Here is a 24720-nt window from a genome sequence, read left to right as displayed (position 1 = left end):
CCCGCAGCCGAAGAACACCGGACGCACAGGTCACCGGCAGTCTCAGCCATTCGCGGGGCCGGGCCCCGGCCCCGCGCCGGGTGCGCCCACCGGTACCCGCCACACCAGCCGCGTGCCACCGCCCTCGGGCCGTTCACCGAGCGTCAGTACGCCCCCGAGGGCGACGGCCCGCTCCTCCATGTTCTTCAGCCCGCTGCGCCGTACGTCACCCGACACCCCGCAGCCGTCGTCCGTCACGGTGAGCGTCAACTCGCCCCCGGCGCACTGGAGTCGGACGTCGACGGCGTGCGCTCCGGAGTGCCGGGCCGCGTTGCTCAGCGCTTCGCCGAGCACCGCGACGGCGTGGTCGGCGATGTCGCCGGGGACATCGGTCTCTACGAGACCCTCGATCCGCAGCGCGGGCGCGAACCCGAACGACGTGGTCGCGGCGGTGACCGCCTCGGAGACCCGGCCGCGCAGGCCGTTGCCCTCCCGGCCGGCCCCGCCGTGCGTCCGCAGGCCGAAGATCGTGGACCGGATGATCTTGATGGTGTCGTCGAGGTCGTCGACGGTCCGCGTCAGCCGCTCCATGCCCTCGGCGTGTTCCATGAAGCGCTGGGCGCTCTGCAGTGTCATGCCGGCCGCGAAGAGCCGCTGGATGGCGAGGTCGTGCAGGTCCCGGGCGATGCGGTCGCGGTCCTGGAGCAGCGCGATCTGTTCCGCGTCCCGCCGTCGCTCGGCGAGCTCCAGCGCCAATGCGGCCTGGTCGGCGAACCCGAGCAGCGGTCCGGTGTCCGCGTCGCCGAAGGGTGCGCCGCCCTGGACACGCCCGAGCAGCAGCACACCCCGGGCCTTCCCGCTGGTACCGAGCGGCACCGCAACGACGGGTCCGAGCCCGGCCCACTGGGCTTCGCCCTCGCCCGCGCGGGCATCGTGTGCGATGTCGGCGCTGACCACAGGCTCCGCGGAGCTCAGCGCGGCTCCGACGAAACCGTCCCGGGTCGACATCACCAGGCCGCCGCGCTGCTCCGCGCCGAGTCCGACGGCCAGCGCGGGCCGCAGCGTCTCCTCGCCCGATACGCCCTCCGCGATCATTCCCATGTCCGCGGAGACGATCTTCCGGGCCTCGTCGACGATCAGCTCCAGCACCTCCGCGCTGGGTGCGCCGGTCAGCAGGACGCTGGTGACCTTCCCGCTGGCCCGCTGCCAGCGTTCGCGGAGCCTGGTCTCCTCGTACAGCCGCGCGTTCTCGATGGCGACGCCGGCGGCCACCGCCAGCGTCGACAGGACGGACTCGTCCTCCGCGTCGAACTCCCGCTCGTTGCGCTTCTCGGTGAGGTACAGGTTCCCGAAGACCTCGTCGCGCACCCGGATCGGCACGCCGAGGAAGGAGTGCATCGGCGGGTGGTGGGCGGGGAAGCCGTACGACTCGGGGTGCTCGGAGAGTTCCGGCAGCCTCAGGGGCACCGGGTGCCGGATCAGCTCGCCGAGGAGCCCGTGCCCACTGGGCAGCGCCCCGATCTCGGACCGCCACTCGTCGTCGATGCCGACGGTGATGAACGCGGACAGCTTCCGGTCGCCGCCGATCACGCCCAGGGCCCCGTACTCGGCGTCCACCAGGACCACGGCTGCCTCGACGATGCTGCGCAGCACCTGTGGCAGGTCCAGCTCCCGTCCGACGGACAGGACGGCCTCCAGCAGGCTGTGCAGGCGGTCCCGAGTGCCACGGACGGCGTCGATGCGTACCTGCAGCTCGCCCAGCAGATCGTCGAGGCGAAGCTTGGGCAGATGCTGCTCGGATCCCCCACGCGTGTCCGCGCCCATCGCTTCCTCCGGCCCATCAAGCGGACAAGGCCGCGCACCAGTTCGCCTGCCCTCACGGTACTGCCTGGGAGGCCTCGGCAGCACCACGCGCTGCTCCGACGGCAGGAGTTCTGAACACAGTTCAGGCCATCGGGCCGTCGTCGGGGTCCCGTCCGGTCGCATCACGCTTCAGGTCGGTTTGAGGGCGCAACCGAAAAGGTTCCGGTTGCGCCCGGTCCCGAAGTGGCGCGGGGTTCAACCCGACCGCGCTCCGGACACCAGTTCGGTTCCGATGTCCGTGGCCCACGCCTCGATCTGCCCGAAGTCACGGAAGTCCCCGCCCTTCCCGGAGGAAACGCTCTTCCGGGCGACGAATCCCTTGGCCCCTTCCTCCAGGCGGCCCCCGAACGTGACATGCCCACGGACATCAAGCCGGGTCATGGCCCGACGTACGCCGGAAACGGGCGGGATGTCCTTCTCCGTGGCCGAGGCGTCGAGCGGACCGCTGCTGAAGAACCACAGCGGACGCCCGGCGAGCACACGGCCGTGCCGACGGACGAAGCGGCGGGCGTCCTTGTGCCAGCGCCCCCCGTACAGTCCACCGCCCACGACCACGGCGTCGTACGACTCGACGTCCGTCACCGAGTGAGCGGGCACCGCCTCGGCGGGCACGCCCCCCTTGCGCAGCACTTCCGCGATGGTCTCCGCGATCCGCGCGGTCGATCCGTTCGTCGTCCCATAGGCGACGAGCACCTTGGTCGGCATGGCGGTACCCCTCCCCTCGCCCTCACAGCTTGCGCAGCCATTCCTCGGTCACACCGTGCAGAGCCGGCTCTTCCGGCCGCAGGTGCGAGTCGTCAAGCCGGTAGGTCAGCCTGTCGACCACCGCGACCACTCCGTCGATCCGGTCGGTCATGGAGACGGCGATCTCCGCCTCGCTCCTGCGCTCCACATGGCCGGTCAGCGTGACGACCCCCTCGTACACGGCGACCTCGACGGTCGAAGGGCCCAGCCACAGCGTGCGGACCAGCACCTCGTCGATCACCTCGCGGCGGATCACGCCGTCCGGCTGCAGGAAGACCTGGATCAGGTCGCGGCGGGTGACGATGCCGACGACCCGGTCCTCGTCGTCCACCACCGGCAGCCGCTCCACACGGCTGCGCGCCATGGTCCGGGCGGCCTCAGCGATGGTCACGTCGGCGTGCACGGTGACCGGTGGCACGGACATCAGCTGTCCGGCGGTACGTGCGTGCCCCTTCGCGGCCTGCCGTCGGGCTCCACGGGTCAGCCCAGTGAACCGGAAGCGGCGCGGCGTCTCGTAGGGGTCCGGTATACCCGCCTGCCGCACCATGAGGTCGGTCTCGGAGATCACGCCGAGGACCTTGTCGTCCTCGTCGAGCACCGGCAGGCCGCTGATGCGGTGCTCGGTGAGCAGCCGTGCCACTTCCTTGAAGGGGGTGCCGTACCGGGCCGTGACGACCTCCGTGGCCATCACCGATCCGACCTTGTTCTGCCTCATGTCCGTTCCTCCTCAGCGCAGTCGGCGCAGATAGGGGTCCTGGGCGCGGCGCGGCAGCAGGCGGACGCGTGCGTCGAGCACGGTGACCGCGGCGGGTGTCGCCAGGACGGGGTTGAAGTCGGCCTCGGCGAGCTGCGGCAGGTCGCCCGCCATGCGGGACAGCCGCAGCAGGAGCTGTTCGAGGCCCTGGAGATCGGCCGGCCGACTGCCGTGCGCGCCCAGCAGCAGCGGCGCGCAACGCGGCGCGGTGATCAGGTCGTGCACGTCGTGGTCGGTCAGCGGGGCGAGGCGGGCGGCGTGGTCGGCGAGCACCTCGGTCGCCGTGCCGCCGAGCCCGAACAGCACCAGGGGGCCGAAGACGTCGTCCTGCGCCACGCCCGCGAACAGCTCGGTGCCGCGCGCGGCCAGCGGCTGGAGGACGACTCCGGTCATGAGTCCGGCGAACCGGGTCTCGAAGTCCCGGAAGGCGGCGCGTACTTGGGCGTCGCCCTGGAGGTCGAGATGGATCGCGTGCTGTTCGGTCTTGTGGACCAGGCCGGGCCACTGGGCCTTCATGACCACGCGGCCGTCAGCACCGCGCAGCCGTTCCGCGGCGATGACGGCGTCGTCCTCGGTCTCGGCCCAGGCCCACGGAAGTTGCGGAATGCCGTAGCAGGCGAGGAGTTCGGCGCAGGTGCGCGGGTCGAGCCAGCCGCCGTCCGGATGGGCGGCGAGGTAGGTCTCGGCGACCGTGTGCGCCCGGGCCGGGTCCACCTCCACCAGCTCCGGGATCGTGCCCGCGGGCCGGTTCAGCCAGGTCGTGCGACGGGCGGCGTGCACCAGTGCCCGTGCCGCCGCGACCGGTTCGGCGTACGAGGGGATGGCGCCGCCGTCTCGCCCGGGCAGCAGTTTGACCGGCAGGTCCTGCTCCAGGCGTACGACGGCGACCGGCCGTTCCCGCCGTCCGGGGCCGTCGGTGACGGCGCGGACGAGGTCGTCGCCGGTCGCCACGGCGACGGCGGTGGGGACGAGGGCCAGTAGCACGGTGTCGATGCCCGGGTACCGCAGGAGCCGGTCCACACAGTCCCTGAGCTGGTCCTCCGTGACGGCCGCCGTGGCGTCGACGGGGTTGCCCACGGCGGCGCCCTCGGGCAGCACCGCAAGCAGGTCGTCGATCAGTTCGGGGGTGGGGGTGGGCAGGGACAGTCCGGCCTCGGCGCAAGCGTCCGCGGCGAGGACACCCGCACCGCCGGCGTTGGTGACGATCGCCACGCGGGTCCCGGCCGGGAGTGGCTGGGCGTGCAACAGGGCGGCGGTTTCGAGGAGTTCCCCCACCGAGCGGGTTGCGGTGATGCCCGCCTGGGTGAACAGCGCCTGTCGGGTCATGGTCCGGGTCGCGGCGGCCGCGGTGTGCGAGGCGGCAGCACGGCGACCTGCCTCGGTACGGCCCGCGTCGACCGTCAGAACGGGCATCCGGCGGGTCACGCGCCGGGCGGTGCGGGAGAACGCCCGCGGGTTGCCGAAGGACTCCAGGTGCAGCAGCGCGAGGTCGGTGCGGCCGTCGCTCTCCCACCACTGGAGCATGTCGTTGCCGCTGACGTCGTACTTGTCGCCGAGCGACACGAAGGACGAGACGCCGATGCCGAGCCGGGACAGCCCGTCGAGCAGGGCGATGCCCACGCCGCCGGACTGTACGGCGACGCCCGCCGTGCCGGGGCGCGGGTGATCGGCCGCGAAGGTGGCGTCGAGGCGGAGCCTCGGCTCGGTGTTGGAGACGCCGAGACAGTTGGGGCCGACCAGCCGCATACCGTAGGTGCGGCACGCGGTCATGAGCGCTTCCGCCTGGTCGGGGTCGAGCCCGGCCGTCACCACGAGCAGCGCCCGTACGCCGGCCTTGCCGCACTCTTCGGCCGTGGCTGGCAGGGCGTCCGCGGGTATCGCGAGGACCGCGAGATCGGGGACCTTGGGCAGTGAGCTGACCGACGGATAGGAGGGCACGCCGAGGATCGAGGAGACGTGGGGGTTCACCGCGAAGAGCCGTCGGGTGAAGCCCCCCGCGTGCAGATGGTGCAGGAGGGCCCGCCCCACCGATCCGGGCCTGCGTCCGGCGCCGACCACGGCGACCGCGTCGGGGCGCAACAGCGGTTCCAGGCTGGCGACGTCGGCGGCCCGGCCGCGGGCCTCGACAGCCGCGAGATAGGTGTCGTCCTCGTCGAGCGCGATGGTGCAGCGCACCTCCGGACCCTCGAATCGGCGTCCGGCGCGCAGGCCCAGATCGGTGAAGAGCCGCAGCACCTCGTAGTTCTCGCTGAGCGCGTCGGCGGTGAACGTGGTGACACCGTCCGCACGGGCGGCGGAGACGAGGTGTTCCACCAGGAGGGTGCCGACACCCCGGTGGTGCAGCCCGTCGGCCACGGCGATCGACATCTCGGCCGTCTCGGGGTCGTCGCCGGTCTCGTACTCGGCCAGGCCGATCACCCGGCCCTGCGTCTCTGCGAGCAGCGCCCGGTAGCCGGGGCGGGCCGGCGCCGCGGCCCGGTCGGCGGCCAGGTCGGCGGAGCGGCGGCTGGCGGCGAAGAACCGCAGCCGGACGTGCTCCGGTGACATCTCCTCGTAGAGCCCTCGCAGCTGCTCGTGGTCACCGGGCCCCACGGACCGTATGCACACGGTGGTGCCGTCCGCGAGCAGAGCGTGCACGGTGGGGCGGTCGCGCTCGTCGTCCGTCATCTCGGGCCTCCTCACAACCTCTCGGCCCTTCGAGCATCCAGCGATGCGCGGCCCCGCCCCAGGGGCTGATCGGGTGCGCCGCATGGGCCGGTCGGCCCCTGTCCCGTGGGCCGGTCCACGGCGGAGGGTGGACACCCTGGAATCCCGTACGCATGGAGGGACGAACTGCCATGACCGAACCGATCGTTGTCGGGGTCGACGCCTCCGCGCCCGGCAGGGCGGCGGTCGAGTGGGCGGCGGCGGACGCGCGGCTGCGCGGGCTGCCGTTGCGGGTCGTGCGCATCGAGGGGGCCGAACCGGCCGGAGGAGTCGCCGTGGCGCTGCTCTCGCTCGGCTCGCGGGCCTCCTGCACCGTTCTCGGTCTGCACGGCGAGGACGGTGTGCCAGGGCCGGCCGTGGGTTCCGTGCCCCATGAGGTGGCGGCCCGCTCGAACCTGCCGGTGCTGCTGGTGCCGGGCGGCGGCGACGGCCGTACGGACCGTCGGTGGCGTACGGGCCAGGTGGCTCTGGGCGTGGATGCCCGCGACCCGGTGAGCGCCGTCATGGACTTCGCGTTCGACGCCGCCCGGCGTCGCGGTGCCCGGCTGCACGCCGTGCACGCCTGGCGGCTGCCCAGCTGCGCCGAGCAGTCGCTGCCGTACGCGCTGCCGGAGGAGGACCGGGGAGCGTGGGAGGACCAGGAGGCACAGCTGCTGTCGGACGCGCTGCGGCCGTGGCGGGAGCAGTACCCGCAGGTGGACGTCTACGAGGACGTCCGGCTCCAGAGCCCGTCGGCCGCCCTGGTCCGGGCGTCGGGCTCGGCGGGGCTCCTGGTGGTCGGCCGCGCGGACCGGTCGCTGGGGTCCACGCTACGGGCCGTGCTGGAGCACACCGAGTGCCCGGTGGCAGTGGTTCCGCGCTGACACGGGACCGTCAGGTCACCGGTCCGGCAGGGTGAGGGTGCAGGATTCCCCTGGCGCCACGGACACGGTGCGGTCCGCGAGGGCGACGTCGATCGGGTCCTGGTCGGACGCGGGCACGGCCATCATCAACTGGCCTGCGGACAGACGCAGTTGCACTCCGCGATGGCCACGGTAGCGGATGGCGAAGCCGTACTCGGAGAACTCCGGCAGCGGCACCGGGTCGAGCCGCAGCGCACCGCCCCGGGTCTCCAGGCCGGTCAGGCAGCGCTGGACGAGATCGAGGGTGCCGGCCATGGCGCCGAGGTGGATGCCCTCTCCTGTGGTGCCGCCTTGCAGATCGGCGATGTCCCCGGCCAGGGACTCGTGCACGAACGTCCACGCGTCGGCGCGCCGCGCCCGGGCCAGCACCCACCCGTGCACCAGGCTGCTCAGTGTCGAGCCGTGACTCGTGCGGCTCAGGTAGTGGTCGACGGTGCGCCGCCACATCGTGTCGTCCACCTCGTGCCCGAGCCTGCGGAAGAGGCCGCCGAGCTCGGCGGGCGAGAAGAGGTAACCCAGCATCAGGACGTCCGCCTGCTTGGAGGCCTGGTAGCGGTTGACGCTGTCGCCCTCGGCCTCCAGGATCCGGTCGAGCCGCCGGATGTCGCCGTACCGTGCCCGGTAGCCGTCCCAGTCCAGCTCTTCCAGTGCGCCGTAGCCGTCGAACTGGCTGATCACCCCGGCGTGGAAGGGTACGTACAGCTTCCGGGAGACCTCCTGCCAGCCGTCGAGTTCGGTCGCGTCGAGGCCGGTGCGCTCGCAGAGGTCCCGGCGCGGCAGTTCGGGCAGGTCGTGGAGGACGTCGAGGGTGCGGGCGAGCACCCAGGCCGCGGTGACGTTGGTGTACGCGTTGTCGTCGAGTCCGGGCCGCCCGGCGCCGGGGTAGGCGTCGTGATACTCGTCGGGGCCCATGACGCCGCGGATCCGGTACCGGCCGAGCGTCCCGTCGTACGCCGCGAGGTCGGCCCAGAAGCGGGCGATCTGCACGAGCATCTCGACGCCCTTGGTGTGCAGGAACTCGGTGTCGCCACTCGCCTCGCTGTACTGCCACACGTTGTACGCGATCGCCGAGCCGACGTGGTGCTGGAGCCGTGAATGGTCGGGCAGCCAGCGCCCGGAGCGCGGGTTGAGGTGCAGCTGCTGGGTCTCCTCCCGGCCGTCGCTGCCGCTCTGCCACGGGTACATCGCACCAGTGTGCCCGGCGTCGCGGGCGGCCCGGCAGGCCTGCTCGAGGCGGCGGTGGCGGTAGGTGAGCAGGGCACGGGAGACCTCGGGAAAGTGCAGGTTGAGGTACGGGAGGACGAACAGTTCGTCCCAGAAGACGTGCCCACGGTAGGCCTCGCCGTGCAGACCGCGCGCCGGGACGCCCACGTCCAACTCGGCGGTGTGCGGGGAGAGCGTCTGGAGCAGGTGGAAGAGGTGCAGCCGCAGCACCGGGCCCGCACTGTTGGGCACAGCCAACTCGGCGTTGCGCCAGAGCTGTTGCCAGGCCATGCGGTGGGAGTCCAGCAGGGTCACGAAGTCTGGAGCGCGGCCGACCCGGTCCAGGGCCGCGTGCGCCGGGTCCTTGATGGCCGCGTCGTGCGAAGTGTGCAGGGCGACGGTCTTGTCGACCGTGACCGTCCGGCCGTCGGTCAGGGAGAGCCGCAGCAACTGAGCCGCCCGCGCGTCCTCGTGTGCGTCCACGGTCCGGGTGGGCGCGTCGGCGGCCGTGCGGGCCGCCAGGCCGATCCTGATGTCGGAGGCGCTGGTCCGGCACTCCAGCCAGAGCGTGTCCGGCGCCGCGGTGCCGGTGCGGACGTCCGTGAGATGCCGGGAGGCGAGGGAGCGGTAGCGCTCCACTCCGGTGTTGGCGACCGACCCATCGAGCGCAGTCTCGATCTCGATCTCCCCGGACCAGCCCTGTGTCGTCAACTCCGTACGCAGCGCGGCGACATGGGGGTCGGCCATGTGGACCAGCCACACCTGCCGTACGGCGAGGCGACGGCCCTCCTCGTCCTCGTACCGCAGGGTGCGTTCCAGGACGCCCGCGCGCAGGTCCAGGTTCTGGCGGTGGTCGAGAAGCTTGTGGGTGTCGGGCGTGAGCCAGGCCCCGGAGGCGGTACGGAACCGGAGCGGCAGCCAGTTGGGGAGGTTGACCATGTCCTCGTTCTCGACCCGGCGTCCGGCCACCTCCGAGGTGAGCCTGTTGTAACAGCCCGCCGCGTACGTGCCCGGGTAGTGGACGGAGTCCGCCGCGCACTCGGGGGCCGCGCCCCGGGTGGCGAAGTAGCCGTTCCCGAGGGTGCACAGCGCCTCGCGCAACCGCTCCTGTCCCGGGTCGTAACCCTCGTACGTCCACGCCCAGTCGGCCACCTTCACTGTTCCTCCTGTTCGAGCAGTTCCGCGAGGTCGTCGACCACCAGGTCCGCGCCGTGCTTCAGCAACGCGGCCCGGGTGGCCGGGGTGCGGGCGCGGTCGACGCCCACGACGCGACCGAATCCGCCGCGTCGTGCGGCCTCGACTCCGGCGAGGGCGTCCTCGACCACGGCGGTGTGTTCGGCGGAGGTGCCGAGGCGGCGGGTCGCCTCCAGGAAGAGAGCGGGGTCGGGCTTCCCGGGCAGACCCAGCCGAGCGGCCTCCCCTCCGTCCACCAGCGCGTCGAAGAGACCGCGTACTCCCGCCTGCTCGAGGAGTTCGGCCGCGTGCCGGGAGGCGGAGGCGGCGGCCAGGGGGATCCCGGCGGACCGCAGGGCGCGCAGCAGGCGGACCGTACCCGGGTAGGGGTCGACACCCCCGGCGCGCAGCCGCTCGGTGAACAGCCGCTCCTTGTGGGCGGCGACGGCCCGGACCTCGGCATCGGAGGGCCGCAGCCCCCGGGCTTCGAGAAACGCCGCGGCGCCATCGAGGCGCGACTTGCCGTCGACGTAGCGCAGATAGTCCTCGCGCGGGTCGAAGGGGCGCTCGCCGCGTGGGCTCAGAAAGGCGTCGAAGGCCGTCTTCCACGCGGCGGCGTGCACCCGCGCGGAGTCCGTGATGACGCCGTCGGTGTCGAGGACCACGGCCCGCGTCCCCCGCAGCGCACGGGGTACGCGGGCCGTGCCGCTCCGCTCCGCGCTCATCGGTCGTCGGCCACCAGTGCGGTGAGGTCGAGGAGCCGGTTGGTGTAGCCCCACTCGTTGTCGTACCAGCCGAAGACCTTCACCAGGGTGCCGTTGGCCTGGGTCAGGGCCGGGTCGAAGACGCAGGAGGCGGGATCGCCGATGACGTCGCGGGAGACGATCGGCGCCTTCGAGACGCGCAGGATGCCGTTCAGCGGTCCCTCCGATGCCTCGGCGAAGGCGGCGTTGATCTCCTCCGCCGTCGCCGCCGTCCGCAGAACCACCGTGAGGTCGGTGAGCGAGCCGTCCTCGACGGGCACGCGCACCGCGATGCCGTCCAGTGCGCCGGCCAGTTCCGGTACCACCAGCCCGACGGCGCGGGCGGCTCCCGTGCTGGTCGGGATGATACTCAGGGCCGCCGACCTGGCCCGGCGCAGGTCCTTGTGCGGGCCGTCCAGCAGGGACTGGTCGTTGGTGTAGCCGTGGATGGTGGTCATCACGCCGCGCTCGATACCGAAGGACTCGTGGAGCACCTTGACCATGGGCGCGACGCAGTTGGTGGTGCAGGACGCGGCGGACACGATCCGGTCGTTGTGCGGGTCGTAGGTGTCGTCGTTGACCCCCATGACGATGGTGGTGTCCGCGTTCTTGCCGGGCGCCGAGAGCAGCACCGTGTGGGCGCCGCCCTTCAGGTGCAGGGCCGCGGCGTCGCGGTCACGGAAGCGGCCGGTGGACTCGATGACGATGTCGGCGCCGTAGTCGGACCACTGGAGGGCCGCCGGGTCGCGCTCGGCGGAGACGGCGACGCGCCGGCCGTCGACGGTGATCGAGCTGTCGTCGTGCAGGACCTCGCGCCCGATGTGCCCGAACGTCGAGTCGTACTCCAGCAGGTGGGCCAAGGTGGCGGGCGGCGCGATGTCGTTGACGGCGACCACCTCGACGTCCTGGGTGCCCGCCTCCGCCCGGTCGAGTGCCGCGCGCAGATACGTGCGGCCGATGCGGCCGAAGCCGTTGATGCCGACGCGTACGGTCATGGCGATGAACTCCTTTGCGGTGTGAGGGATCTCAGCCGGTGTGGGGTGGGCGATCAGCCGGTCCAGGTCCAGTCGGCGACTTCGGGCAGGTCGGTGCCATATTCGCGGATCCAGGCGTGGTGGCGGGTGCGGGCGTCGGCCATCTGCTGGCGGACGGCGGCGGCGCGCACGCCGAGGCCGGGGACACGGTCGATCACGTCCATGACGAGGCGGTAGCGGTCCATGTCGTTGCGGACGACCATGTCGAACGGGGTCGTGGTGGTGCCCATCTCCTTGTAGCCGCGTACGTGAAGGTTGGCGTGGCCGGTGCGGCGGTAGGCGAGCCGGTGGATCAGCCAGGGGTAGCCGTGGTACGCGAAGATCACCGGCTTGTCGGTGGTGAACAGCCCGTCGTACTCGAAGTCGCCCATTCCATGCGGGTGTTCGTCGCGCGGCAGCAGCCGGGTCATGTCGACGACGTTGACGACGCGGACGGCGAGCTCGGGCAGATGGCGTCGCAGCAGGTCGGAGGCGGCCAGGATCTCCTGGGTGGGGACGTCACCCGCGCAGGCGAGGACGACGTCCGGTTCGCGATCCCCGTTCGCCGAGCCCGCCCACTCCCAGATCCCGGCGCCGCGGGTGCAGTGGTCGCGGGCCTGGTCCATGGAGAGCCAGTCGAAGCAGGGCTGCTTGCCCGCGACGACGACGTTGACGTAGTCGCGGCTGCGCAGCACGTGGTCCGCCACCGACAGCAGGGTGTTGGCGTCCGGCGGCAGATAGACCCGTACGACCTCGGGGCTCTTGTTGAGGACGTGGTCGACGAAGCCGGGGTCCTGGTGCGAGAAGCCGTTGTGGTCCTGACGCCAGACGTGCGAGGTGAGCAGGTAGTTGAGGGACGCGATCGGGGCACGCCACGCCAGCTCCCTCGACGTCTTGAGCCACTTGATGTGCTGGTTGACCATCGAGTCGACGATGTGCACGAACGCCTCGTAGCAGGAGAACAATCCGTGCCGGCCGGTCAGCGTGTAGCCCTCCAACCAGCCCTGGCAGAGGTGTTCGGAAAGGATCTCCACCACTCGGCCATGCCGGTCCAGGTGCTCGTCCACCTGGAGGGTCTGGGCCTGCCAGGCCTTGCCGCTGGCACCGAAGACAGCTCCCAACCGGTTGGAGGCGGTCTCGTCGGGGCCCACCAGGCGGAAGTCCCGGCGTTGGGAGGTGTCCTTCATGACCTGTTCGAGGAGGTCGCCGAGGACCCGGGTGGGCTCGTGCAGAGTGGCGCCCGGTTTGTCGACGGGGACGGCGTAGCGGTCGAGGGACGGGATGGGCAGGTCACGGACGAGCAGGCCGCCGTTGGCGTGCGGGGTGCCGCCCAGTCGCTTCGAGCCGTCGGGTACGCAGGCGAGGACGTCGGCGACGGGGCGCCCCTCGGCGTCGAAGAGTTCCTCGGGACGGTACGAGCGCAGCCAGGTCTCCAACTGCCGCAGGTGTTCCGGGTTTTCGCGGACCGCGGCCAGCGGCACCTGGTGGGCGCGCCAGGTGCCCTCGACGGGCACGCCGTCGACCTCCGCCGGTCCCGTCCAGCCCTTCGGGGTGCGCAGCACGATCATGGGCCAGCGAACCCGCTCGGCCACACCGTCCTCGCGGGCGGTGCGCTGCATCAGCGCGATGTGGTCCAGGGCCCGGTCGAAGGCGCCCGCCATCGCGCGGTGGACCTCGTGCGGGTCGTCGCCGGTGACGTGGATCGGGTCATGGCCGTAGCCGCGCAGCAGCTCGTCGAGTTCGGCCTCCGGGATCCGGGACAGGACGGTCGGGTTGGCGATCTTGTAACCGTTGAGGTGCAGAATCGGCAGCACGGCGCCGTCGTGGACCGGGTCGAGGAACTTGTTGGAGTGCCAGGACGCGGCCAACGGCCCGGTCTCCGCCTCGCCGTCGCCGATGACGCAGGCGACCAGCAGGTCCGGGTTGTCGAAGGCGGCCCCATAGGCGTGCGCCAGCGAGTAGCCGAGCTCACCGCCCTCGTGGATCGAGCCCGGTGTCTCCGGCGCGACATGGCTGGGCACCCCGCCGGGGAACGAGAACTGCCTGAACAGCCTCTCCATGCCGGCCGCGTCCCGCGAGACGCTCGGGTACGTCTCGCTGTAGGTCCCCTCCAGCCAGGAGTTGGCGAGGACCGCGGGCCCGCCGTGACCGGGGCCCCACACGCACAGCGCGTCCAGACCACGGGCCTTGATCACCCGGTTGAGGTGCGTGTGCACCAGGTTGAGGCCGGGTGAGGTGCCCCAGTGGCCCAACAGTCGCGGCTTGATGTGGGCGGGGGTCAGGGGCTCGGTCAGCAGCGGGTTGGCGAGCAGGTAGATCTGGCCCACGGCAAGGTAGTTGGCGGCTCGCCAGTGGGCGTCCAGGGTGCGCAGTTCGTCGTCGGTCAGTACGGTGCTGTCCTGGTGTTCGACCTTGGGCGGTTCGACCTTGGGCATGGTGACTCCGTAAGTCATCGAGATGCGTCACGGGGTGTGTCGCAGGGCGTGTCGCGGGGCGTGGCATCGGTGTGCGTGATCGAGCGGAGGAGGCGGCATGGCCGGCGAGAAGACGGCGAGAGTGCCGGTAGAGGCGTACGAGCGGGAGCTGCTGCGCCTGCAGACGGAGCTGGTGAAGCTTCAGGAGTGGGTGCGCACCGAGGGCGCCCGGCTCGTGGTGGTCTTCGAGGGCCGGGACGCGGCGGGCAAGGGCGGCACGATCAAGCGGGTGTCGGAGCTCCTCAATCCGCGCGTCGCACGGACCGTGGCGCTGCCCAAGCCGACCGAGCGCCAGCGCACCCAGTGGTACTTCCAGCGGTATGTCGAGCATCTGCCCGCCGCCGGGGAGATCGTGCTGTTCGACCGGAGCTGGTACAACCGCGCCGGCGTCGAGCACGTCATGGGCTTCTGCACGAAGGAGGAGCACCAGCTCTTCCTCCGCCAGTGCCCGATCTTCGAACGGATGCTGGTCGAGGAGGGGATCCTGCTGCGCAAGTACTGGTTCTCGGTGAGCGACGCGGAGCAGCAGAGGCGGTTCCGGCGCCGGCTGAAGGATCCGACGCGACGCTGGAAGCTCTCCCCGATGGACCTGGAGTCGATCACCCGCTGGGAGGCGTACTCCCGGGCCAAGGACGAGATGCTGGTGCACACGGACGTCTCGGAGGCTCCGTGGTACGTCGTGGAGAGCGACGACAAGCGCCGGGCCCGCCTGAACATGATCGCCCACCTGCTCGGCTCCGTTCCGTACCACGAGGTGAAGCCGCCGGTTCTCGAACTGCCGCCCCGGCCGCCGTCGACGGGCTATGTGCGCCCGCCGCGCGATCTGCAGACGTACGTCCCCGACCACGCGGCGACCCTCTGAGCCGCTCATCCCCGTTGCGGTACGACGGCGACCGGGCAGGCGGAGTGGTGCAGGAGCGTGTGGGCGACCCTGCCGAGCTGGAGTCCGGCGAGTCCGTGGTGGCGCCGGACTCCGACGACCAGCAGGTCGGCGTTGTCCGAGGCGTCCAGCAGGACCCGGCGGACGCTGCCCTCGGCGGTCCTGCGGCGCAGTTCGACGATCGGGTGCTCGGCCGCGGCCTCGCTCAGCGCCGACTCCAGGATCTCCGCGGCCCGCTGCTCGTGCAGACGGGCCGGTTCACCCGCGAGCAGGGGGTCGTCGGTGCTCTCGTACGCCGGGCAGCGCCATGCCCGTACGGAGTCCAGGGCGGCCTTGCGGACCTCGGCCTCCTCGAAGGCGAACCGCGTGGCCGCCGTGCCGTGCGGTCCCTCCCCGACTCCGAGGACCACGCGCCGGTGCGTCCCGGCCCTTGCCTGGTTGTCCCGGTTGCCGCGCAACACGATCACCGGGCAGGCGGCGCGGCCGGCGACCGTGAGGCTGACCGAGCCGAGCAGCAGTTCGGTGAGGCCGCTGCGGCCGCGCGACCCGACGACCAGTGCGGCGGCCGTGTGCGCCTCGTTCAGCAGCACGCTCACCGCGTCGTCCGGCAGGACGTCGGTGGTGACCTTCACCTCGGGGGCCCGCCGGTGGGCGCGCTGTGCGGCGGCCTCCATGACGTTGTCGGCCATCACCTGCTCCGGGGACCTGTCGAGGCCCTCGACGAGCGCAGCGCCCTCGTAGCGCTCCCACAGCGAGGCGTACACCAGGCGCAGCGGTACGCCGCGCAGCGCGGCCTCGTCCGTCGCCCAGTCCACGGCGCGCAGGCTGGACTCCGAGCCGTCGACGCCCACGACCAGCGGCAGTTCCACCGTCCTCACCGTCCTTCACCGAAGTCTGCACCGAAATCGAAGACGATCCGGGCCTTGACCTGTCCGCGCAGCACCGCGTCGATCGACTCGTTGACGGAGACGAGGGGCCGGGACTCGCGGATGACCCGGGTGCGGCCCGCCGCGTGCAGCTCGAAGACCTCGGCCAGATCCTGCCGGGTACCCACGATCGAGCCGATCACCGACGTGCCGTTCAGCACGGTGTCGAAGATCGGGACCTGGATGGTCCCGTGCGCGGGCAGTGCCACCATCACGAGCTTCCCGCCGCGCCGGAGTCCCCCGTACACGGCGGCGAACGCGGCCTCGTTCACCGCGAGCGCGATCGCCGCGTGCGCGCCGCCGAACCGCTTGAGCACCTCGGCCGGGTCGTGTGTACGGGCGTCGATGACGAGGTCGGCGCCGAGTTCTGAGGCGAGTTCGAGCTTCTCGTCGGTGACGTCGATCGCCGCCACCGTCGCCCCGGCGATCTTCGCGTACTGGACCGCCAGATGGCCCAGTCCGCCGACGCCCGAGATGGCGACCAGCTGGGCGGGGCCGACACCGGCGACTTTGAGCGCCTTGTACGTCGTGACCCCGGCGCAGGTGAGCGGGGCGGCGTCGAGCGGGGAGATCCCGTCCGGCACCGGCTGGGCGAAGTCGGCCCGGGCGAGCATCTTCTCGGCGTAACCGCCGTCGCACCCGTAGCCGGTGTTGACCTGCTGCTCGCAGAGCGTCTCCCAGCCGGACAGGCAGTGCTCGCACCGTCCGCAGGCCGAGCCGAGCCAGGGCACCGCGACACGCCGGCCGAGCGCGAGGTGCGTGACACCGTCACCCAGGGCCTCGACCAGCCCGACGCCCTCGTGACCGGGGACGAAGGGCGGGTTCGGCTTCACCGGCCAGTCACCGTGCGCGGCGTGGATGTCGGTGTGGCACAGCCCGGAGGCCTCCACCCGGATGCGGACCTGGCCGGGGCCGGGCTCGGGGTCGGGGCGCTCCTCTATGACCAGGGGCTCGCCGAACGCTCGTACGACTGCCGCTTTCATGGGGGTCTCTCCTCGGATGGTGAGGCGCGTCTTGTGGTGAGTCGTGCAGGGTGATCAGTCGTGCGGGACCACGGCGACGGGGGCGGTGGCGTGGTGCAGTACGGCGTGGGTGACGGGCCCGATGTGGGCGCCGAGCGCCGCACGGCGGATGCGGCGGCCGACGACGACCAAGGAGGCCTCGCTGGAGGCGTCCACCAGGTGATCGGCCGCCTTCCCGGACAGCGAGTCCTCGACGATCTGAAGGTCCGGGAACTTCCGCTTCCAGGGACGTAGCGCCTCAGTCAGGGCGGCACCCTGTTCCGCGGCGATCTGGGCGTTGAGTTCGAAATCCGGGGCCATACCGTGCACGATGTAGGGCGGCGCGTCCCAACCGTGGACGACACGCAGCGAGGTACCGCGCAGGAAGGCCGCTTCGAAGGCGAAGCCGATCAGGGTGTCGTCGGGAGCCCTGGTGTCGAGCCCGAGCACGACGGGCCGCGAGGGTGGCACGTCGGAGTCGGTGCCCGAGGTGTCTCCTTCGGCCCGTACGAGGACGACCGGACGCTCGGCGTGTGCCACGACGGCCAGGCCGACGGAGCCGACCATGAATCCGCCCACCCCGCTCAGGCCGCGGGATCCGAGCACCAGCAGCTCGGCGTCCGTCGCGGCGTCCGCCAGCACCTCGGCCGGCCGCCCGGTGACCTGCTCGATGAGCACGTCGACCTCCGGGTGGGCCGCCCGCAGTTCCTCGGCCGCTTCGCGCGGTATGCTCCCCCAGCCTTCGGCCGGGGGTACCCCCATCTCGCTTCGCTCGCTCCAGTGCTGGTGGGTCTCGGGGCCGAGCAGCGGGGCCTGGGCGATGGGTTCAGGGACGGGCTCCCAGACGTTGACCAGCTTCAACGGCAGCCCGCGGAGCTTCGCCTCACGGGCCGCCCAATCGGCGGCGGCACGACTCTCGGACGAGCCGTCGAGGCCTACGGTGACGGTGCAGGGCATGATCTCCACCTCCTGAACCGGGATCCCGGGATCCCGGTTCCAGCGTCGTGTCGTGGGGGTTCGCGGTGCAGGGGCCGCAGGTCCTCGGAAGGGGCCGATCGGCCCTATGGACCCACTGGATCCGCAGTACGGGCGGGACGGGCGGGACGGGCGTGGGAGGACGGCCCCTTCCGGGCGCCGCCCTCCCCTTCGCGGTCAGCGCAGCCAGCCGTGGTCACGGACGATCGGCAGCTTGGCCCAGAGCTTGCCGACGCCCAAGGTGTCGCCGGCGGCGGCCAGTGCCAGGGCGATGAGGACGACGGCGTAGACGAGGTGGTAGTCCGCGAACGGGTTGGTGGACATGCTCGCCGTGCCGTCGGACAGGTGCCTGGCAGGCGGCCACTCGGCGACCCACATCAGCGCCATCATCGCGGTGCCCGCGACCGCCGCCAGGCGCAGCGCGATCCCGCCGATCAGGGCGAGCCCGATGCCGAGCAGTCCGGCCATGAACAGCCAGTCCGCCCAGGTGTCGCCCGCCCAGGAGTGGAAGGTGGACTCCATAGGCCCTGCGGCGACGCCGCTGAGAAAGCCCTTGGTCGGCGAGCCGCCGTCGATCCAGCCCTTCCCGGAGGGGGTGGCGTAGCCGAACCCGAAGGTCTTGTCGAGGAACGCCCACAGGAAGACGAATCCGGTCAGCAGGCGCAGCGAGGCCAAGGAGTAGGCCCGCAGGGTGTGCGTGTCGGTGCTCGCCGACACGGCGGACTCATAGGTGGACGCGGCCCGGTTCCTGCGGAAGGACGGCAGGTGGAACCCCGGGCTCCGGTGAGGGTGCTCGTGCACGGCCATGGTGATGATCCCTTCGGGGAATCGGAGTGTGTCGGACCGGTGCCCGACAGCGACCACTCTGGTGGCGTGGGACGATCGGTACCGGATGCCGAAAGGCCGTCACCATGGGGCTGAACGGCCCTATCCGCGGGGGCTGTTGGGCTTGCCGTACGGGATCTTGGCGGCACTGCGCGCGCAAGCGGCCCCGGGGCGGTCGCCCCAGGTCGCGGCTCACCTGTCCGCACGATCGCGCGGACGGGGGCCGTTCGTCCCCTGCCGACGTACGGTCACAGCGGTGTGATGGAGAGGGAGGCCAGCGGAAAGCACCCGCCGCCGCCAGATTCGAGGGCACACCATGGACCGGCGTATCCGGTGGGAACTGTTCCGCCGCCCCTCCACCCTCCGAACGGACTCTGGAGGCCGCGGCCCCGCGGCGCGCCTCGCACGACCTGCGCGCCTGTATGTACGGCCTGCACGGCGTCCTACGCCTGCACTTCACCCAAGAGGAGGAGAACTACTTCTCGTTCGCCCCTTGACCGCCTTCGCGTCCCCGCCACGCCTGGTAGGCGGACATGGTCGTGGGCAGGGTCGGGAAGATCCGGTCGGTGCCGATGGTCTCGGTCAGCCCGAAGGCGTCGAGGTCGTCGCGCAGGTCCTGCTTGACGCGTGCGAGCGCGAAGACGATGTGACGTTGCTCGAATTCCTGGCGCAGCGCGTCGACCGCGTCCAGCGCGGTGATGTCCACCTCGACGATTGCCTCGGTGTTGAGGACGAACCAGTCGACAGGACCTTCGTGTTGGTCGACCGCCGCCAGCGCCCGCCGCTTGAAGTCCTCGGCGTTGGCGAAGAACAGGGGGGAATCGTAGCGGTAGACGAGCAGGCCGGGGACCGTGTGGGCCTGCGGATAGTCGTCCACGTCGTGCATCCCGGCCAGGCCCGGCACCACGCCCTCGATCGCGTCGTGCGGGCGGGCCACCCGGGTGAGCAGTTCCGCGACGGAGAGCCCCACGGCCACGAGCACGCCGTACAGGATGTCCAGGGCCAGCACTCCGGCCAGACAGCCCAGAGCCAGCAGCAACTCACGGCGCCGGAAGGCGGCCAGCCGGCGGAACCCGGCCAGATCCATCATGCGGACCGCGGCATAGACGACCAGGGCGCCCAGCACGGTCGACGGCGTGTGTGAGAGGAGGGGGCTGAGGAACAGCAGTACGGAGAGGACCGCGGCACCGGCGACGAGAGAGTACGCCTGGGTGCGGCCCCCGGCCGAGTGCGCGAGGGCGGTGCGACTGGCGCTGCTGCTCACCGGGAAGCCGTGCAGCACGCCTGCGCCCAGGTTCGCGGCCCCCAGGGCCAACAGTTCCTGGTTGGGGTCGAGTTCGTCGCCGCGGGCCGAGAAGGCGCGCGCGGTGAGGATGACATCGGTGTATCCGACCAGGAGCACGCCGAGCGCCGGCAGTACCAGCTGCGGCAGGTCGCCCGGCATCGGGAGGCCGGGGCTCGGCAGCCCGGCCGGTACCGCGCCGATGACGGCGATGCCGTGATCGTCCAGTCCGAGGACCGCGACGGCCGCCGTGCCGAGCACCAGGGCCAGCAGGGGGCCCGGGACGCCGGGGAAGATCCTCGCGACCGCGAAGAGGAAGGCTATCGCCACCGCGGAGAAGATCACCGTGGCGGGTTGAGCTTCTCCCAGGTGCCTCACGAAGGAGACCAGTTGGGGAAAGAACTCGGATCCCGAGGTGCTGACACCGGTCAGTCTGGGGAGCTGGTCGACGATGATGATGAGCGCCACGCCCGTCATGTAGCCGACCAGGATCGGCCGCGACAGAAGGTCGGCCAGGAAGCCCAGCCGCGCCACCCAGGCCACCAGGAACATCGACCCGACCACGATCGCGAGCCCGGCGGCGAGCGCTGCGTACCGGTCCGGGTCACCCGCGGCGAGTGGCCCCACCACGGTGGCCGTCATCACCGCGGTGGTCGACTCGGGCCCGACGGACAGCAGCCGCGACGACCCCAGCAGCGTGTACAGCAGCAGGGCGGGGAGAATCGCCCACAGCCCTGCGACCGGTGGCAGTCCCGCGAGGCCCGCATAGGCCATGACCTGCGGAACGAGATACGCCGCGACGGTCACTCCGGCCAGCAGGTCACCGCGTAACCACGAGCGGCGGTAGCCGGCCAGTACGGCGAGACCGGGAGCCGCCCGCCGCACGAGACCACGTCGGCCGTCCCCGGCGGTCGGATCCAGGCGCTCGGACATGGGGCTCCCTTCGTCGCCGTTCTCAGCATCTTCCCCCGGGCGTCCCGCCGCGAGCGCCGGTCGGCCCTCGCGGCGGGACGACTCGGAGGCGACCCGGACCGTTGCTCGTACCGCGTCAAGACACCTTCGGTGCCGGGGCCAGACTCCTTCGCGCTGGACCGGCCGGACGGTACGGCGCAGGCTGAGAAGGAGCGAGGGACACCACCGCCGCCCGCCCGGGGCGGCTCAGCGTGGGCAGCGCCCCACCCGACGCAGCTGGGCCCCGCCCCTGTCCTCCGCGCAGGAGTGATCAAAATGGAAGCCAAGCAGTGGTCCGTTCAGATCTACATCTCCGAGGAGGGTGACGACACCCACGCCCGTGCCGTCCTCACCACCCGGGACACAGCGACAATCACCGGCAGGGGCGTGGCCCGACGCAATCCGATCGATCGCCCCATCCCGGAGATCGGAGACGAGCTCGCCGCCAGCCGCGCCCTGGAGGATCTGGCCATCCGGCTGCACGACGTCGCCTCCGACGACATCGTGCAGCTGACCGGACCCGCCGATCCGTCTCCGGCCGGCTGGTGAGAACAGCCGAGGGGGATACGGCCCGAGCAGGAGACCATGCACGGCAGCCCACACCCGTGAGCGACGTGATGACCCACACCGTCGTCGCCGTCAGTCGCGAGGCCCCGTTCAAGAAGATCGTCAAGGCCATGGACGAGTGGAAAGTCAGCGTTGTACCGGTACTGGAGGGCGACGGTCCGGGTGATCGGCGTCGTCTCCGAGGCCGATCTTCTGCCCAAGGAAGAGTTCCGTGACAGCGTCCCCGGCCTCCCCCGGTCCCGGTTCGGGGCGACCCCTTCCACCCGACCGAGTGGCCTGATCGACCTCGCGAAGGCGGAAGCCGTGACCGCCGCCCCCGGGGGACCGGTCGGCCATGGCCGGGGCCGACCGGCCCATGGGACGGCGGCCCGGAGCGCCGCACAGTGGGAGGCAAGGCACGTGACGAAGGAGGCGGAAGTCATGCAGCACCGCATGGTGAGCGATCTGATGACGACTTCGGTCGTACGAGTGCGGGAGGACGTCGGCTTCAAGGAGATCGCCAAACTTCTGGCCGAGTACGACATCACGGCGGTACCGGTCGTGGACGGCGACGACCGGCCCATGGGCGTCGTCTCCGAGGCGGATCTGCTGCGCAAAGAGGCGGGCCTGGTGGACCCCGCGGGCCTGCTGCCGGTCCTGCATCCGCGCCCCGTCGACCAGGCCAAACAGGAGGCGATCAGCGCCCGAGGACTGATGAACAGCCCTGCCATCACGGCCCGGCCCCAGTGGACGGTGGTGGAGGCCGCGCAGGTGATGGAGCGCTACCGCGTCAAGCGGCTGCCGGTGGTGGACGAAGCCGACCGGCTGGTCGGGCTGATCAGTCGCGCCGACCTGCTGCGGGTGTTCCTGCGCGGTGACAGTGCCATCCGCGAGGAGATCTCCGGGGACGTACTGGTCCGCACGCTGGGCATCGCGCCCGACTCGGTGACCGTGCGTGTCGTGGACGGACGGGTCTCCTTGAAGGGGACCGTCGCACGGAAGTCCCTCATCCCCGTCGCCGTGCGGCTGTGCCAAGGCGTTGACGGAGTGGTGGACGTCACCGAACAGCTGAGCCACCGGACGGACGACACCTCCGAGACCCTGTATGCCGACTCTCCGCGCCACGCCCAACTGTCGCCTTGACGGTGCGGTGCGGCGGCACCTTCGCGCGCGGCGGAGTCGGCCGCCGACCTGCGTGTGCGCTCAGGGGGAGATACAAGTGAGGGAGGGGCCGACGCGACGGGACGCGACGTTTCGCCGACCCGCGGCCCTGCTGTGTCTCCCCAGGATCCGAGAGACCCGGGGAGCAGGATGGGCGATGAATGGACATGGAGCATGCCAGCCCCCTGGGAAACGGCCTCGGTCAGCTCCCGGATCCGGTCACCTCGGCCACGGCAGTCGTCGACGTGCGAGGGACCGTGACGGGGTGGAGCACTGGCGCACAGCGGTTGCTCGGTTACCCGTACGAGGACGTCGTAGGGCGTCCCGCGGCACGTCTGCTGTGCTGCACCGCCGACGCCCCGGTGGATTTCTCCGCGATCCTCGAGGGACGGAGCGGGGCGACCCGTCTGCGACACCGCGACGGCCACCGCATGGAAGCCGAGCTGCGGGCGTACGCGTCACTCGACCGCGAGGGCGGAACACAGTGGCTCGTCGTGGCCACGCCGCCACACCAGTCGCGTCCGTGTCAGAAACCGCATCCGGACAAGGACGACGTGACGACGGAGGCAGCCTTCGCGCAGTGCCACCTGCCCGTGATGATCTACGACGCCCAGTTGCGGGTCCTGCGGGGCAGCGCCGGCGCGGCCCACCAACTGGGTCTCACGGAGCGGCAGATGCGCGGTCGGCGGGCCGCCGACATCCTGCCTCCCCATATCTGCACCACGATCGAAGCCGGTATGCGCCGGGTGTTCGACACGGGGAAACCGGAGTTCTTCCACGTACACGGCCCACCCCGGCCCGGAGGCCAGGGACGGTTCTGGGCCGTCACTCTGTCCCCCGTCAAAAACCCCGCGGGAAAGGTGCGACACGTACAGCTCATCGCGCTCGACGACACCGAACAGCACCGGGCCCGAGAGCGACTCGCCCTGCTGAACGACATCAGCACACAGGTCGGCAAAACTCTCGATGTGACGCGCACGGCTCAGGAAATGGCCGACGTGGCGGTGGGCCGGCTCGCCGACTTCATCAGTATCGACCTGCTGGACTCACTGCTCCGCGGCTTCGAGCCCGGGCCGCTCTGCGAGGACGCCATCGGTCTACGCCGCGCCGCGCAGCAGTCCGTCCTTCCCGGCGTCCCCGAGTCGGTGATCAGGCCGGGAGACGTGGACTACTACCCGGAATCCTCGCCACCCGCCCGCTGCCTCCTCACGGGGCTCTCCTCGCTGCACCGCACCCTGGACGAAGCCGTCGAGAGCTGGCAGGCGGCCGATCCCAGGCGCGCGGTGAAGGTCCGCGCCTTCGGAATGCACTCGATCATGGTTGTCCCGCTGAGCGCCCGAAGCCTCACGCTCGGGGTGGCCGTGCTCATCCGCCACCGGCGCCAGGACCCCTTCACCGAGGACGATCTGCTCCTCGCGGAGGAGATCGCCGCACGCGCCGCCGTGTCCGTGGACAACGCCCGCCGCTTCACCCGCGAGCGGAACACCGCCCTGGCCCTGCAACGAAGTCTGCTTCCGCAGCGGCTCGCCGCCCAGGAGGCCGTGGAGGTGGCGTACCGCTACCTGCCGGCTCGTTCCCGGGCCGGGCTGGGTGGCGACTGGTTCGATGTGATCCCTCTGTCGGGCGCCCGCGTCGCCTTGGTCGTCGGAGACGTGGTGGGCCACGGTCTGCGTGCCTCCGCCACCATGGGGCGGCTGCGGACCGCGGTACGCACTCTGGCGGACGTCGACCTGCCTCCCGAGGAACTCCTCGTCCACCTGGACGACCTGATCGCCCACCTCGGGACGGAGGACGGTATCGTCACGGACTCGGAACTCGATGTCGTCACCGATTTCATCGCCACCTGCCTGTACGTGGTCTACGACCCGGTCTCGCGCCGCTGTACGGCCGCCGCGGCAGGTCATCCCCCGCCCGCCGTGGTGACGCCCGACGGCACGGCTGACTTCATCGACCTGCCCGTCGGCCCTCCACTGGGAGTGGGCGGGCTGCCGTTCGAAGCAGTCGAATGGGAGGTGCCCCGAGGCAGTCTGCTCGCGCTGTACACGGACGGCCTCCTCGAGGTCCCCGAACACGACCTCGACAAGGGGATGGCGCTGCTGCGCCGGCGCCTGGAGCGGCCCGCTCGCTCGCTGGAGGCCCAGTGCGACGACCTGATCGAGACCCTGCTCCCCTCGCAGCCGTCGGACGACGTCGCCCTGCTCCTCGCGCGCACCCGCGCCCTCGACGAGGGCCGGGTCGCCAGCTGGGACCTGGCTCCCGACCCGGCCGCCGTGGCGGGCGCGCGCGACGAGGTCTCCCGCCGCCTGGCGGAGTGGGGACTGCACGAGGTCTCCTACACCGCCGAACTGGTGGTGAGCGAGCTGGTCACCAACGCGATCCGCTACGGCGGTCCTCCCATTCAGCTGCGTCTGATCCGCGACAACGTGCTCATCTGCGAGGTCTCCGACGGCAGCAGTACCGCCCCGCACATGCGGCGAGCGCGCATCTTCGACGAGGGCGGGCGAGGATTGCTGCTCGTGGCCCAGTTCGCCGAGCGTTGGGGCACGCGCCAGCTGCCCGGAGGGAAGTCGATCTGGGCGGAGATCGGCGTCCAGGGGCAGACGGGCTGATCCGCTCGCC

General features: G+C 71.4%; 18 protein-coding genes and 1 pseudogene. 6 read left to right on the top strand and 13 right to left on the bottom strand.

Features of this window, described 5'->3' with window-relative positions:
- Positions 1-42: 42 nt before the first annotated feature.
- From OG819_RS33195 to OG819_RS33180, 4 genes are all read right to left on the bottom strand, one after another.
- A complete protein-coding gene (locus tag OG819_RS33195; protein ID WP_266652293.1) occupies positions 43-1803 on the bottom strand; it encodes a GAF domain-containing protein in 1761 nt (586 codons plus the stop codon).
- Between the two features lie 234 nt (positions 1804-2037).
- Positions 2038-2547 carry a flavodoxin domain-containing protein gene (locus OG819_RS33190; protein ID WP_266652291.1) on the bottom strand — a complete coding sequence of 170 codons (510 nt, stop codon included), beginning with the start codon at positions 2545-2547 and terminating at the stop codon, positions 2038-2040.
- 22 nt (positions 2548-2569) lie between these two features.
- Positions 2570-3301, bottom strand: coding sequence for a CBS domain-containing protein (locus OG819_RS33185; protein WP_266652286.1), 732 nt, complete (start codon positions 3299-3301; stop codon positions 2570-2572).
- A gap of 12 nt (positions 3302-3313) precedes the next feature.
- Positions 3314-6007, bottom strand: coding sequence for a bifunctional GNAT family N-acetyltransferase/acetate--CoA ligase family protein (locus OG819_RS33180; RefSeq protein ID WP_266652284.1), 2694 nt, complete (start codon positions 6005-6007; stop codon positions 3314-3316).
- Positions 6008-6177: 170 nt separating this feature from the next.
- Between OG819_RS33180 and OG819_RS33175 the strand changes: the two genes are divergently transcribed.
- Complete coding sequence (locus tag OG819_RS33175) at positions 6178-6909, top strand: universal stress protein (RefSeq protein ID WP_266638605.1); 732 nt, start codon at positions 6178-6180, stop codon at positions 6907-6909.
- A gap of 15 nt (positions 6910-6924) precedes the next feature.
- Here the strand turns inward: OG819_RS33175 and OG819_RS33170 are convergent, their stop codons facing one another.
- From OG819_RS33170 to OG819_RS33155, 4 genes are read right to left on the bottom strand one after another with little or no spacing between them, the layout of a single operon-like run.
- The gene (locus tag OG819_RS33170; protein WP_266652920.1) at positions 6925-9303 is read right to left on the bottom strand and encodes a glycosyl hydrolase family 65 protein; all 2379 of its coding nucleotides are present in this window, start codon (positions 9301-9303) and stop codon (positions 6925-6927) included.
- A gap of 2 nt (positions 9304-9305) precedes the next feature.
- A complete protein-coding gene (locus OG819_RS33165) occupies positions 9306-10049 on the bottom strand; it encodes an HAD-IA family hydrolase (protein WP_266652282.1) in 744 nt (247 codons plus the stop codon).
- Entirely contained in the window at positions 10046-11062 is a 1017-nt protein-coding gene (gene gap, locus OG819_RS33160) for a type I glyceraldehyde-3-phosphate dehydrogenase (protein ID WP_266638607.1), read from the bottom strand. Before gap ends, OG819_RS33165 begins: the two co-directional genes overlap by 4 nt.
- A gap of 53 nt (positions 11063-11115) precedes the next feature.
- Positions 11116-13515 (bottom strand): phosphoketolase family protein, encoded by a 2400-nt coding sequence (locus tag OG819_RS33155; protein WP_266652280.1) that lies wholly within the window; start codon positions 13513-13515, stop codon positions 11116-11118.
- Positions 13516-13612: 97 nt separating this feature from the next.
- Here OG819_RS33155 and ppk2 point away from each other — a divergent pair, with 97 nt between their 5' ends.
- Positions 13613-14416 carry a polyphosphate kinase 2 gene (gene ppk2 / locus OG819_RS33150; RefSeq protein ID WP_266638609.1) on the top strand — a complete coding sequence of 268 codons (804 nt, stop codon included), beginning with the start codon at positions 13613-13615 and terminating at the stop codon, positions 14414-14416.
- A 5-nt stretch (positions 14417-14421) separates the two neighbouring features.
- Here ppk2 and OG819_RS33145 read toward each other — a convergent pair whose 3' ends face one another.
- The 5 genes from OG819_RS33145 to OG819_RS33125 form a co-directional block, all read right to left on the bottom strand.
- Positions 14422-15303, bottom strand: coding sequence for a universal stress protein (locus tag OG819_RS33145; RefSeq protein WP_266638610.1), 882 nt, complete (start codon positions 15301-15303; stop codon positions 14422-14424).
- A gap of 5 nt (positions 15304-15308) precedes the next feature.
- On the bottom strand, positions 15309-16343 hold the full coding sequence (locus OG819_RS33140) for a zinc-dependent alcohol dehydrogenase (protein WP_266638611.1): 1035 nt from the start codon (positions 16341-16343) through the stop codon (positions 15309-15311).
- Positions 16344-16397: 54 nt separating this feature from the next.
- The gene (locus tag OG819_RS33135; RefSeq protein ID WP_266652278.1) at positions 16398-17318 is read right to left on the bottom strand and encodes a universal stress protein; all 921 of its coding nucleotides are present in this window, start codon (positions 17316-17318) and stop codon (positions 16398-16400) included.
- A gap of 195 nt (positions 17319-17513) precedes the next feature.
- The gene (locus OG819_RS33130) at positions 17514-18143 is read right to left on the bottom strand and encodes a hypothetical protein (protein ID WP_266638613.1); all 630 of its coding nucleotides are present in this window, start codon (positions 18141-18143) and stop codon (positions 17514-17516) included.
- A gap of 493 nt (positions 18144-18636) precedes the next feature.
- Positions 18637-20376: a SulP family inorganic anion transporter gene (locus OG819_RS33125; protein WP_266638614.1), complete on the bottom strand. Its 1740-nt coding sequence runs from the start codon at positions 20374-20376 to the stop codon at positions 18637-18639.
- A gap of 294 nt (positions 20377-20670) precedes the next feature.
- Between OG819_RS33125 and OG819_RS33120 the strand changes: the two genes are divergently transcribed.
- The 4 genes and pseudogenes from OG819_RS33120 (at position 20671) to OG819_RS33105 (ending at position 24710) form a co-directional block, all read left to right on the top strand.
- Positions 20671-20943 (top strand): DUF1876 domain-containing protein, encoded by a 273-nt coding sequence (locus OG819_RS33120; protein ID WP_266418646.1) that lies wholly within the window; start codon positions 20671-20673, stop codon positions 20941-20943.
- Positions 20944-21011: 68 nt separating this feature from the next.
- Positions 21012-21180: pseudogene (locus tag OG819_RS33115) on the top strand (CBS domain-containing protein); the annotation flags it as partial.
- A gap of 201 nt (positions 21181-21381) precedes the next feature.
- Positions 21382-22083: a CBS domain-containing protein gene (locus OG819_RS33110; RefSeq protein ID WP_266638780.1), complete on the top strand. Its 702-nt coding sequence runs from the start codon at positions 21382-21384 to the stop codon at positions 22081-22083.
- A 179-nt stretch (positions 22084-22262) separates the two neighbouring features.
- Positions 22263-24710: a SpoIIE family protein phosphatase gene (locus tag OG819_RS33105; RefSeq protein ID WP_266652276.1), complete on the top strand. Its 2448-nt coding sequence runs from the start codon at positions 22263-22265 to the stop codon at positions 24708-24710.
- The last annotated feature ends 10 nt before the right edge of the window (positions 24711-24720 follow it).

The sequence above is a fragment of the Streptomyces sp. NBC_01549 genome (assembly GCF_026339955.1).
In the GTDB taxonomy this organism is placed as follows: domain Bacteria; phylum Actinomycetota; class Actinomycetes; order Streptomycetales; family Streptomycetaceae; genus Streptomyces.
This window is presented reverse-complemented; position numbering and strand designations above follow the sequence as displayed.